The organism is Corallococcus sp. BB11-1, from assembly GCF_026626625.1.
Classification (GTDB): Bacteria; Myxococcota; Myxococcia; order Myxococcales; family Myxococcaceae; genus Corallococcus; species Corallococcus soli.
In genome coordinates this window covers 470,238-482,097 of sequence record NZ_JAPNJY010000035.1, presented here as the reverse complement: position 1 = coordinate 482,097, position 11,860 = coordinate 470,238, and the positions used below count along the sequence as shown (strand labels likewise).

Annotated in this window: 12 protein-coding genes; 5 read left to right on the top strand and 7 right to left on the bottom strand. The window is 71.5% G+C overall.

The genetic code is table 11. The annotated features are described in order from the left end of the window. Position 1: 1 nt before the first annotated feature. Both OV207_RS31265 and OV207_RS31260 read right to left on the bottom strand, forming a co-directional pair. On the bottom strand, positions 2 to 1,264 hold the full coding sequence (locus OV207_RS31265; RefSeq protein WP_267558664.1) for a PKD domain-containing protein: 1,263 nt from the start codon (positions 1,262 to 1,264) through the stop codon (positions 2 to 4). Positions 1,265 to 1,269: 5 nt separating this feature from the next. Next, positions 1,270 to 2,073: a hypothetical protein gene (locus OV207_RS31260; RefSeq protein ID WP_193430441.1), complete on the bottom strand. Its 804-nt coding sequence runs from the start codon at positions 2,071 to 2,073 to the stop codon at positions 1,270 to 1,272. A gap of 264 nt (positions 2,074 to 2,337) precedes the next feature. Between OV207_RS31260 and OV207_RS31255 the strand changes: the two genes are divergently transcribed. The 4 genes from OV207_RS31255 (at position 2,338) to OV207_RS31240 (ending at position 5,326) form a co-directional block, all read left to right on the top strand. Then, positions 2,338 to 4,056: a B12-binding domain-containing radical SAM protein gene (locus OV207_RS31255; RefSeq protein ID WP_267558663.1), complete on the top strand. Its 1,719-nt coding sequence runs from the start codon at positions 2,338 to 2,340 to the stop codon at positions 4,054 to 4,056. Positions 4,057 to 4,177: 121 nt separating this feature from the next. Beyond that, the gene (locus OV207_RS31250; protein WP_193430439.1) at positions 4,178 to 4,516 is read left to right on the top strand and encodes an ArsR/SmtB family transcription factor; all 339 of its coding nucleotides are present in this window, start codon (positions 4,178 to 4,180) and stop codon (positions 4,514 to 4,516) included. Next, positions 4,497 to 4,994, top strand: coding sequence for an SRPBCC family protein (locus OV207_RS31245; RefSeq protein ID WP_267558662.1), 498 nt, complete (start codon positions 4,497 to 4,499; stop codon positions 4,992 to 4,994). Before OV207_RS31250 ends, OV207_RS31245 begins: the two co-directional genes overlap by 20 nt. Before the next feature lie 44 nt (positions 4,995 to 5,038). Then, a complete protein-coding gene (locus OV207_RS31240) occupies positions 5,039 to 5,326 on the top strand; it encodes a hypothetical protein (RefSeq protein ID WP_193430437.1) in 288 nt (95 codons plus the stop codon). Here the strand turns inward: OV207_RS31240 and OV207_RS31235 are convergent. The 3 genes from OV207_RS31235 to OV207_RS31225 form a co-directional block, all read right to left on the bottom strand. Then, entirely contained in the window at positions 5,316 to 5,987 is a 672-nt protein-coding gene (locus OV207_RS31235; RefSeq protein ID WP_267558661.1) for a TetR/AcrR family transcriptional regulator, read from the bottom strand. The genes OV207_RS31240 and OV207_RS31235 overlap by 11 nt on opposite strands. Beyond that, positions 5,987 to 7,078: a saccharopine dehydrogenase family protein gene (locus OV207_RS31230; protein WP_267558660.1), complete on the bottom strand. Its 1,092-nt coding sequence runs from the start codon at positions 7,076 to 7,078 to the stop codon at positions 5,987 to 5,989. The genes OV207_RS31235 and OV207_RS31230 overlap by 1 nt, the downstream gene beginning before the upstream one ends. Positions 7,079 to 7,180: 102 nt before the next feature. Continuing rightward, on the bottom strand, positions 7,181 to 8,032 hold the full coding sequence (locus tag OV207_RS31225; RefSeq protein ID WP_267558659.1) for a class I SAM-dependent methyltransferase: 852 nt from the start codon (positions 8,030 to 8,032) through the stop codon (positions 7,181 to 7,183). 204 nt (positions 8,033 to 8,236) lie between these two features. Here OV207_RS31225 and OV207_RS31220 point away from each other — a divergent pair, with 204 nt between their 5' ends. Then, on the top strand, positions 8,237 to 9,343 hold the full coding sequence (locus tag OV207_RS31220) for a sensor histidine kinase (RefSeq protein WP_267558658.1): 1,107 nt from the start codon (positions 8,237 to 8,239) through the stop codon (positions 9,341 to 9,343). Positions 9,344 to 9,372: 29 nt separating this feature from the next. On the opposite strand, the gene OV207_RS31215 is transcribed toward OV207_RS31220, so the two are convergent. Beyond that, entirely contained in the window at positions 9,373 to 10,506 is a 1,134-nt protein-coding gene (locus OV207_RS31215; protein WP_267558657.1) for a glycosyltransferase family 4 protein, read from the bottom strand. Between the two features lie 17 nt (positions 10,507 to 10,523). Beyond that, positions 10,524 to 11,666 (bottom strand): glycosyltransferase, encoded by a 1,143-nt coding sequence (locus OV207_RS31210; RefSeq protein WP_267558656.1) that lies wholly within the window; start codon positions 11,664 to 11,666, stop codon positions 10,524 to 10,526. Positions 11,667 to 11,860 lie beyond the last annotated feature (194 nt).

Below are 11,860 nucleotides of genomic sequence, written 5' to 3'. Positions count from 1 at the left end.
GCTACTTCGGCGGAGGCCGCTCCGAAGGAGGCGCGGACGGGCGCGGGGGCGCGGCCTTGAAGGAGGCCCAGGACAGGGACAGCTCCCGGCCCGTCGCATCGCGCCCGTGGAGGATGTCGATGACCTGCTTCACCTCCGGCCGCACGCTGGAGGGAGGCACGGTGACGTGGCCCCGGAAGCCGCCACGCCCCAGGTCCTCCTCCACGGTGATGAGCTCGCGCCACCCGCTCGTGCGGACGTCCACCTGATCATCCCAGCTCACGGTGAGCCGCTCCACCCGCTCCCACGCGACGTCGCCGCCCTCGGGGACGTCGACCTGGACGCGGCTCCGCCAGCCTTCCTCCCCAGCGCGGCCGGGCACCCGCTCGACCTTCAGGTTCGCCCCGGGAGGTGCGTCGGAAGGAGGCTGCCCCCGGACCCATACGAACCGCGTCGCGGTCCGCTCCCCTTCCCTGCCACGGGCGGACAGCGACACGGTGAAGCCACGGACGTCCGGCGCGCCAGGGGCCTGCTTCGCATAGACATGCGTGGCCCCGGGCTCCGTCGTCACGGTGGAGGTCCCATCACCGAAGCTCCAGGTGTAGACGGCAGCGGGCTCTAGCGACACCGCGCGGAAGGAGAAGTCTTCGTTGCCCCGCTGCGCGACCTCGATGCGGAGCGTGTCGGCCTGTCCCTCTCCCGCGCCACACGCACGCACGTCGATGCCGACGACCTGCTCGGCCAGCACGCCGACCCGGCGGCCCCCCAGGTCCTTGCAGAGCTGGAAGTGCACGAAGTACCGGCCCGCGGTGGCCGGTGCGCGCCACGGGAGCCGCGCACCGGGGTGCAGCTCCGCGCCCGTCTCCGAGCCCGGCCACACCCAGCGCGGGACCATGCCCGGTTCGGCTTTCCCTCCCGTGCGAGCGGACAACGTCAACAGCTCGCCCGTGCACACCCACGGCTGGTCCGCGTCCACGCCCTCGATGATGGCGCTCGATGGCAGCACCACCCGCTCCTCGCTCAGCGCGGCGGAGAGGGCGGCTGCCGTCGCGGCGGGCGGAACGGGCGGGGGGGCCAGGGGCTGCGCTCGCACGACGGGGCGCGGAGTCACCTCCGCGATGCGCGCGGGCGCGGCCACGACGGCGACGGGGTGGACGGGCGGGAGCGGCGGCTCACCGTCCTGGAGCAGCACCCACGCCAGGCCGACGCCCAGCAGGGCGCCACCAGTCAGCAGTACCCGTGCGCCGAGGCTCTGGTCGCGGCGTCCATGCGCTCCTGGCGGCACGGGGGTCAGAAGCCGAAGTCGTTGAGGTGGCGGCGGTAGCCCTGGGAGTTGGGCCGGTACCACTGGTCATCCCAGCCCTTGAAGTCCACGTCATCGAGCAGGCGCTCCGTCTTCCCGTTGAGGACGACCTGGTTGATGAGCTGCACCACCGTGGAGCCCACGTTGCGCGAGGCGAGCTTGTTCGCCGTGGTGTCGAGGTACTGGGACGTGGTGCGGCTGCAGAAGTCCTGGGAGAAGCACCCGCTGTCGCACGTGGACAGGTTGTTGTAGGCCGCGTGCTTGTCCTCGGCCATGTAGAGGACGGGCCATCCGCGGTAGCCATTGCGCGCGTCGCCCAGGTCGTACTCGAGCTGATCGAACGCGTACCAGGCCGACGAGTCGCACACGCTCTTGCGGTGCGCGGACAGGTAGGCCCAGTCGAGGTACCAGCGTCCTCCGGAGGCGTGCACCTCGAAGATCTGGAACTCGGGGTCGCCGTCGTGGCCGGTGGTGACGCCGGTGTCCTCGTAGAAGGTGTTCATGTAGAAGATGCGCACGGTGCGGGAGGCGAAGGACTCGCTCTTGACGGCGAAGTACGGCCGGCGCGCGGCGCCGCTCTCACCGCTGTCGAACCAGAACAGCGGCATGAACCACTTCGCGAGCTGGTATTCGCAGTCGTCATTGAGCCCATCCCGATCCGCGTCCGTGCCGGTGCCCCAGCAGTTGTCGCCGTAGGGAATGACGGAGAGGCCATCCGCCCGGGCCACCGGGGCCGCCAGCGCGAGGAACAGGCCCAATGACAGGACAACGGCGCGGCTACCGTGGTTCATCGAAGCGCTCCCAGGTGGGACGGCGAAGGGGCCCGAGAATACCCGGGAACTCGTGCCCCAGACAGGCCGGGCTGGAACGCACGTCGCAGGTTGGTCCAGGGCCCCTGATGCCCTCGCGCTCTCGCATTCAGTCAGGCGTCTGAAGGTGTGCCGGGCGGCCTTCTGGCCGCCTGGGGGCCTGCGCGCCGGGCGCCAACCATTCCACGCCGGCCCCCTTGGATCGTCTACGCTGACTCAAGACTCGGAAAGGTCGGTGCTCGTCTCATGCGTGGTGGTCGTGACCTCTCGCCAGTGCTCCTCGTCGGTGCCGGAACGGGCGAAGCCACGTGCGGCATCCTCTACCTGGCGAGCTACCTGCGACGCGGCGGCATCGAAGCCTTCGTGCGGCTGTACGACGGCGATGAGACCGAAGCCGAGGTCGTCCGCTCCTTTGAAGCGCTCGTCACCCGCGTGCGCCCCAAGCTGGTCGGCATCAGCCTCAAGTGGTTCCACCACGTGGACCGCGCCCTGCTCATCGCGCGGACCCTGCGCGCCATCGACCCGGCAATCCGCATCGTCGTGGGGGGCAACTCCGCCTCCTACTGGTGGCGGGAGCTGAACGCCTTCGACTGCTTCGACCACATCGTGCTGGGCGACGGCGAGAAGCCCCTGCTGGCCATCTGCCAGGGCGACCCCACCCCACCCAACTGCGTCACCCGCAACGCCGACGGCAGCCCCCGCAGGCTGCCGCTGGCCTACGTGCAGGGCGCCACCAACACCGAGGACGTCTACTACTCGCACTTCAACGAGCTCTTCCTCAGCCAGATGGACTTGAACTCCTTCTCGGGCTGGGTCGCGCCCGGCAAGGGGTGCGGCGAGAACTGCCTCTACTGCGGCGGCGCCCGCGGCAACCAGAAGGCGGCCTTCGGACGCGCGAAGCCGTTCCTGCGCTCCGAGGAGAGCGTGCGCCGGGACCACCAGGAGATCGCCAGCCGGACCTGGCAGATGCGCTACGACTTCGCCGGCAGCTCCGCGGAGTTCCTGGACAGCACCTGGGCGGGCGTGGACCTCTCCCGCCACTGCTGCACGTACTTCCTGTGGGGCGTGCCCCGGATCGAACTCGTCGAGGCGCTGGCCCGGACCTTCAAGCGCATCTACATGGTGCTCGACATCGGCTGCTTCTCCGAACAGCAGCGCCTGGAGCAGATGGGGCGCGGGCTGCTCAAGCCGTGCGCGAAGGACCGCGAGCTGCTCGACGTCATCGAGGCCTCCCGCCGCCACCCGAACCTGGAGGTTGAAATCTCCGGCATCGGAGGCCTGCCCTTCGCGAGCGAGGCCACCCTCGCCGAAGAGCTGCGCCTCGTGCAGAAGGTCATCAGCCTGGACTGCGTGGTGGGCTACCAGCGCCTGGAGGCCCAGCCCGGGGCCCTCGTCACGGAACACCCCGCCCGGTTCGGCATGGTGAGCGAAGCGCGCACGTTCACGGAGTTCGTCGACTACTTCGAGCAACGCGAGCCCGGCGACGTGTCCGTGCCGATGATCCGCTTCAAGGACGCCGCGCTCGAAGCCGCGGTGCAGCGCACCTCCGACCGCGTGGATGCCCTGGCGTGGGAACACCGGGACGCCCGGAAGCGGCTCGACATCCAGGGCCGCACCCGGCTCGTCAACACCGCCCCGTCGAAGAAGCAGTTCACGCTCGGGGACTGGCTGGGGGCCCACCGGGCTCCCACCAAGGTGGCGCAGGAGCCCGTCACCGTCCTGCGCTCGGTGGATGGCATCACCCTGAGCTGCGCCCCGTCCGTCAGCCCCCGCAAGTTCTCGGATCCCACGCTCGCGCAAGGCCAGGACGGCGCCATCCTCCTGGCGGCCCTGGCCGCCTTCGAGCGCCCCACGACCGTCGCCACCGGGGTGGCCCAGCTGGGCACCAAGGCGAAGCTGGATCCGCACTCGGCTCGCGAGGTCATCGACCACCTGGTGGACGGCCGCTTCCTCCAGCCAGCGTAGGCCCCGGCGCGGACGCGCAAAGCCAGACCCGGCGCGGATGACAGCGTTCAGCGCCCGGGACCCGCGCGCCGGCCCCATATATTCCTTGACGGGAATATACCCCGTGTGGAATGTATGGGACATGATCGAGACGTTCGCCGCGCTCGCGGATCCCCACCGTTTCCGCATCGTGGAGCTGTTGCGGGCTGGCCCGCGCGCGGTGAATGACATTGGCGAGCGGCTGAGCCTCAACCAGCCACAGGTGTCGAAGCACCTGCGCGTCTTGAAGGAGGCGGGGCTCGTCGACGTGCAGCCCCGGGCCCAGCAGCGCCTCTATGAGCTGCGCGCCCAACCCCTGCGTCAACTTCACGAATGGCTCGAGCGCTATCACCAGCTCTGGGATGAGCGCTTCGAGGCAATGGACGAGCTCATCGAGGAGCTCCAGCAAGAGGAGAAGTCCCATGGCCGAAGCAAGAAGTGAGTCGCCCCGGAGCGCCACCGTCCTGGAGGTGAAGTCCGACCGGGAGGTCCTCATCTCCCGCACGTTCCGGGCACCGCCGCGCATCGTGTTCGACGCGTGGACCCGGCCGGAGTTCGTGAGGCGCTGGTGGGCGCCCAGGTCCTGTGTGGAGGTCGTGGACATCCAGGCGGACGTCCGCGTGGGTGGGGCCTACCGCTACCAGACGCGGCACGACGGCAGGGACACCACCTTCTACGGCACCTACTCCGAAGTCACCCCGCACACGCGGCTCGCCTACACGCAGATCTTCGACATGTTCCCCGACGCGGCCGTGCTGGTGACGATCACCTTCGAGGAGCGCGACGGCAAGACGCACCTCGTGTCGCATGAGGTGTATCCGTCGAAGGAGGCACTCGAGGGAGCCCTCGCCTCTGGCATGGAGCACGGCCTGCGGGAGACCATGGATCAGCTCGACGAGCTCGTCGCGTCGCTGCGCTGAAATCGGTAATCTCCAGGACTCCTCACCACCCCCTGGAGGTCCGCATGTTGCGTTCTCTGTGTTTCATGGTCCTGTGCACCGTTGGGCTCACGGCTTGCGGGCCGGATGCCGTCGAAGCGGATGAGTCCTTCGGGAGCACGCAGCAGGGGCTCGCCTGCGAAGTCGACACGGGCTATTGCCGCGGCACCACGAACACCTGCGCCTGGCTCACCAGCAATCCGAGTGAAGGGCTCTGTCGCCCCAAGTGCAGCCCCACTCGGACCTGTGAGTCCGGCCAGACCTGCTTCACGCAGCCGAACGGCCAGCCGTACTGCAACACCGTCAGGCTCTAGCGTCCACGGCGGGAAGCAGCACCTGCGCCAGCAGGTCGCGCACTTCCTGCTCCAGTCCCGGCACCGAGGCGGCGCGCAGACTGCCGCCGCCTCGGAAGAGGGACAGCCCTTCGAAGAACGCGACCAGCAGCGCCGCGCGCCGCTCCCTGCGCGCTGGCGTGAGGTCGGGGAGCAGCTCCCGCAGCAGCTCCACGACCGCGGCCCGGTAGCCGGCGTAGAAGACCGCCAGCGCGGCCGCCACCATCGCGTCCCTCGCGGCCAGCGCCCACAGCTCCGCGAAGAACTGGCAGGCGTGGGGGGAGTCCTGATCCTCCAGGACGGCGTCCACGGCATGCCGCAGCCGCTGCGCCGGTTCGCTGCCGCCCCCCTCCACCCTCGCGTGGACCCGCTGCAGGGCCTGCTCCAGGTAGCGCGCCAGCAGCGCGCGCACCACGTCCTGCTTCGTGGGGAAGTAGTACTGGAGGTTGCCCAGGCTCACGCCCGCGCGCTGGGCCACGCCCCGCAGGCTGAGCCCCGCGGCGCCGTCCTGGACCAGGACGTCCATGGCGGCGTCGAGGATGCTCCCCACCCGCTCGGTGCCCTTCGCGTGCACCGCCGTCCCCTCCCGGGGATTCGCCGAAGGCAGGCTCCCGGCGACCTTCTTGCTCGCGCGGCGGGGCATCACGCCACCTCGCGTGCCAGGGACTCGTCGATGCGGACCTCGACGCCGCAGGCGCGCAGCGCGGCCAGCGTCTGCTCGGGGCGGGGCTCGTGCTCCGGGAACCACACGCCCGCGGGCGGCGGCGGCGCGCCATCCAGTCCCAGGAGCCGCTCGGCGCCCAGCAGGGCCCCCACTGCGGTGAGGTGGGCCTGTCCCTTGGGATCCACCACCTCGATGCGGACCTGGCCCCGCTCGCCCTCCACGTCCGCCACCCAGGCGGCCTCACCGCCCGTGTTGCTCCCGGTGAGCAGCGTCCGGCGCAGCCCCGTCCAGCGGGGGTGCTGGAGCAGCCGCAGGATGCCGAGCCGCTGGAGCACCGCGAGCGTCCAGGTCGCGGAGCCCGAGTCGAACCCCAGCCGCGTCGCCACCGTGCGCGCCCCCAGCACCCGGGGCAGCGTCGCCTGTTCGGGCGTGTCCAGCCGGAAGACCCGGGTGGCCCGGCCGTCGGAGAACGTCACCCGCCGGCTGTCCGTCAGCGGCAGCACCTGACGCTCGCGGCCGTCCTCCGTCACCTCGAAGGACAGACCCAGCCGGTCCATGTACTCCAGGGAGTCCGGACCGGCCTGATCCGCGAGCGCGAAGCGGATGGCCACCTCCACGCGCTCCAGGCGCCCCACCCTGCGCGCGGCCAGGGCCACGAGGCGCGGCACCAGCCCCGCCATCCACGCGGAGCCCAGCAGCATCGGCGCGCGCGGCGGCGCCCCCGACAGCCGCAGCACCGTGGCCATCATCCGCGACGTCCACCGCGTGATGTCCAGCACGGGCACCCCGTCACGCGACGCCGCCATCAGCAGGGCGTCGTCCGGGTCGTTGACCAGCGACAGCACCGCCCGGGGCTTCCCGCCCAGCGCCGCCAACGCACCGGGGGAGCGGACGTCCAGCGCGACGCCCTCCGCGTTCCCCAGTCGCGCGGCCAGCTCCCGGGCCGGCTCCTCCCTGCGCCCGGCGATGAGCAACGGCAGCTCCGGATGACGCTCCCGGAGCAGCCAGGCCAGTTGGGCCCCCACCACCCCATAGCCTCCCACCAGCACGACATGCCCCTCGGACGTCATGACGACTCCCACGTTCGGCCACGGCTTCTTCCGTGGCCCACCGGGCATTTATAGGTCATACGACCTATTTCTTCACGACAATCGACCGGGCCACACCCGCGGTCACTCCGCCGGCGCCCGGGCGCTGACCCTCCAGCAGGCGGCGGTAAAGCGGACCTCGGCTCCGTGTACATGGGGTTCAAAGGCGGCGCGGACCGCTTCGAGGACCTGCGCGCGGGTCCGCGCATCCGCCTCTTGAAGGAGCAGGCCCACGGGACCGAGCCGGGTCACGTAACGGACCAGCTCCTTCTCCGGCAGGGTGCAGGTGACGTCGAGTGGCCGGACGTCGACCGCCGTCCAGCCGCTGTCCTCCAGGATGGAGCAGACCCGGCCCAGGTCCGCGAAGGCGAACTGCCCCGGCCCATCCGGCCGGCGGACGGGCAGGTTCGGCAGGAGCGGGGCCGCGGCGCGCTCGGCGGTCGTCATGAACGGATTCTCCGCGGCGCTCCGCCAGGCGATGAACTGGAGCCTGGCGTCGGGCCTCGCGGCACGCCGCAGGTTCGCGAAGGCCCGGACGGGGTCTTCGAAGAACATCACGCCAAAGCGCGAGATGATCAGGTCGAAGCTCGCGGGCTCGAACGCGTGGAGCTGCGCGTTGGCGCGGATGAAGCTTGCCGGCGTGCCCTCCCGCTCGGCCTGGGCCCGGGCGGCGGCGAGCATCGGCTCGGAGATGTCGATGCCGACGCAGCGGCCCTCCGCCCCCAGCCGCCGCGCGACGGCGAGCAGGGTGCTGCCCGTGCCGCAGCCGACGTCGAGCACCCGACCGCCCGCTCCGGCGGAGGCCGCTTCGACGAGCAGGTCCTCGAACGGCTTGAACATCGCATCGAGCACCTCCTGCACGTCGACCCATGCGCGTCCCGCGGTGCCATTCCAGAGCTTCGTCTGCGCGTCCTCGGGCGGGTTCGTGACATCCATGCGCGTCTCCCCTGACTGGCCTGCCTTCATGCCGTGGAAACCGCACTGTGCCAGTTCAAGTCGGCCAAGGCGGAACAGTTGGACCGGACGCTCCATGAGCCTGGCCCCATGCGCGAGGCTCCGCGAAATGTCGAGGAACCTCCAGGCGGGCTGTTTCCGGAGGACCGTCCTTCCCCGAGGAGGCGATTCGGAAGAGGCTGCTCCATGGCGAACAAGGATCCCAAGACACACCCCCAGCGGGACCACACGGATGAAGGCCTCCGTGTGGAGCGGGAGAAGTCAGACAGCGAATACGCCCGTCGGCAGGCCGCCATTGAAGAGGGGTCGGATGCCGCCATCGACAAGGCGCGGGACCGGGCGGATGAGGCCCTCCGCGCGGCCCGCGACAACGCGGATGCGCGGTTGGCGAAGCGTGGCACCCCGACGGAACAGGGGGCCGTGAGCCGGGAGCGGGCCCACGAGGACGCAGCCTTGCGGGGAGAGCGTGCGACCGCGGACGCGGAGCTGCGCGACGAACGCGAGGATCGGATGCGCGCCCTGTCCGCCCTGCTCCACCTGGAGCGGGCGGAAACCAACTCGCGGCTGCTGGTGGAGCGGACGCACTCCGATGAAGGGCTGGCGACGCGGGACGAGTTCATGGGCATGGTCAGCCACGACCTGCGCACGCTCCTCGGGGGCATCGCCCTGCAGTCGGCCCTGCTCAAGCGGCATGCCGCCGACGACGACGTGGGCCGCGGGACGGTCCAGGCCGCCGAGAAGATCCAGCGCTTCACCGCGCGGATGAACCGGTTGATCGGAGACCTGGTGGACGTGGCCAGCATCGAGGCGGGCAGGATCCGGCTGACGCCCGCGCTGCAGGACGCGACCGCGCTCGTGCGCGAGTCCCTCGAATCGTTCCAGCCCCTGGCCTCCGCCCAGGGCCTCGTGCTCGAAGCGGAGCTCCGCGGCAACACGGTGATGGCGAAGTTCGACCATGAGCGCGTCCTCCAGGTGCTCGCGAACCTGTTGTCCAATGCCATCAAGTTCACCGAGGCGGGGGGAAGGATCTCGCTTCGGGTGGAGCCGGTGGGCCAGGACGTCCGCTTCTCCGTGACGGACACCGGCGCCGGAATCGCGAGCCAGAAGCTGGAGCACGTCTTCGAGCGGTTCTGGCAGGCCCGCAGCGAAGACCGGCGGGGCCTGGGGCTCGGGCTCTACATCTCCCGGGGCATCGTGGAAGCCCACGGGGGGAAGATCTGGGCGGAGAGCGAGCCGGGAAAGGGCAGCACCTTCGCCTTCACGCTCCCGGGAGCCACCGCTTCGGAGGCTTAGGGGCCTCCGCGGCGGACCCGCGAGCGGGCCTACCCGACCGCCGCGTGTGACGCGGGTGACTCCAGCGCCGGGAGGTAGAGCGCTTCGACGTAGCGCTCCGCCATCCGCTCCGGCGCATGGTGGGCCACCACGTACTCGCGCGCGGCCTCCGCCATCCGCTCGCGCCAGCCGGGCGCCGCCAGCAGCCCCGCGAGCGCGGACGCCAGCGTGCCCGCGTCACCGGGAGGCACCACCAGCCCGCGCCCCGTGCCCAGGACGTGGGGCAGCTCCCCGACACCGGAGGCGATCAGCGGCCGTCCCGCCGCCATCGCCTCCAGCGCGACCAGCGGCATGCCCTCGCGCAGCGACGGCATCACCACCGCGTCCGCCGCCGCGTACACGTCCCGCACGTCCGAACGGAACCCCAGGAAGTGCACCGGCAGCCCCCGCGCCTGGGCCTCCAGCGACTCCCGCAGGGGGCCGTCTCCCACGAGCAGCAGCGTGGGCACCGTGGCGCCCGGGGTCCGCGCCAGCGTCCGCAGGGCCTCGAAGAGCACCTGGGGCCCCTTCTCCACCGACAGGCGCCCCACCAGGGCAATCACGGAGACGTCGGGCGCCAGGCCCAGCGCCTCGCGCGCGCCCAGTCGCTCCTGGGGCGTACAGGCCTTCGCGAGCGGCAGTGCGTTGGGGATGTAGACCACCGGCGAGCGGTGCACGTACCGGCGCAGGCGCGTGGCCAACTCCCGCGACACCGCCGCCACCGCGCGGGTGCAGTTGCCCAGCACGCGCGCCAGCCCCTCGTAGGCGACCAGCGCGGGCGTGGCGCCCGTATCCCCATGGTACGTGGCCACCAGCGGCACGCCCGCGAGCGTGCTCGCCGCGGCGGCCAGGGTCAGCGACTTGTAGTCATGCGCGTGCAGCACACCCACGCCGCGACGGCGGACCTCCGAGGCGAGCGTGGCCACGGCCATCGCGCTGAAGCGGCCCGGGACCTCCAGCGTCAGCGCGTCCAGTCCCTGCTCGCGCGCGGCGCCCGAAAGGACATCCGCCCGTCCCGGTGACACCAGGCTGCACACCTGCGCCCGCCAGGGCGCCAGCGTCGCCCCCGCGAGCGACAGCAATGCGCGCTCCGCGCCATACAGGCCGCACGTGCTGCGCACATGGAGGATGGTGGCGTGCGGCACCGGAGCCCCCACCGCGCTCACGCCTGGGCGTGCGCGGCGGCCCCCCGGTAGAGCTTCGCGTACGCATCCACCATGGTGGAGAGCGAATAGCGCTGGGCCTCCACCTTCGCGGCCTCGCCCAGGCGCGCACGCAGTTGCGCGTCGTGGGCCAGCCGCTTCACCGCGCCCGCGAGCGCGTCCACGTCACCGGAAGGAACCAGGAGCGCCGTCTGGCCATCGCGGTGCACCTCGCGGATGGCCGGAATGGTGTGCGACACCGTGGGGAGCCCCACCGCCATCGCCTCCAGCAGCGACAGCGAGCGGCCCTCCCGGCGGGAAGGCTGCACGTAGACGTCGAAGGCGGGGAGCAGCTTGCTCGCCTCCAGCAGGGCGCCCGTGAAGTGCACCCGTCCGGCGAGCGGCGACGCGGCGGCCCTGGCGCGCAGCGAGGCCTCCATCGGGCCGGGGCCAATCATCACCAGGTGCGTGTCCTCCTCCTTCGCGAAGTGGCGCAGGAAGGCGTCCACCAGCAGGTCCGGGCCCTTCTCCTCGGAGAGGCGCCCCAGGTAGCCCACCACGGTGGCGTCCTGCGGAAGCCCCAGGCGCTCGCGCGCGTCCCTGCGGGCCTCCCCGCCCGTGGCCACGGTGAGCGGCACGCCGTTCTCGATGGTGACCACGCGCGAGAGCAGCTTCGGGCTCCAGCGCTCCAGGCTGGCGCGCACCTCACTGCCGCACGCCACCAGCGACTGGGTGAAGACGGCGGCGGCCATCGCCGCGGGACGCAGCTTGCCCTGCGGCTCCACCGTCTGATGGAAGGTGCCCAGCACGGGCGTGCGCGGACGCAACGTCCGGGTGGCGACCGCGTTGAGCCAGGGGCCCACGTCATGGCCGTGCACCACGTCCGCGCCAAAGGCGTCCACTTCCTGCGCCAGCCGGCGGATGGCCGTGGGCGTCATGCCCGCCAGGCCGCCCAGCCACACCGTGGGGACGTTGGCGCGCTGGAGCAGCTCGCGCACCGGACCGTCCGGCCCCAGGGCCAGCACCACGGACTCGATGCCCCGGGAGCGGCCGTGCTCGGACAGGCGGACGACCAATTGCTCCAGGCCCCCCATCTCCAGGCCGTACATCACGTGTGCCACGCGCGTGGGACGCGCCGCCGCAGGGTGCATTTCGTTCGTCATGGACGCCGGCAAGCTAGGCACGGGCCCCCGGCCCACAACCCCTGGAGCCCGCTGGTGCACGGGCAGGTGTCAGGCAGTGGAAGCTCCTGCCCGGGGCCCGGCCCGCGCCCGGGGATGCCGCCCCCAGCGGACGAAGTATGCCCCCAGCGGATGCCCATGCCGCGCCACCGCAATCCTCCGGGGGCTTGAAACAT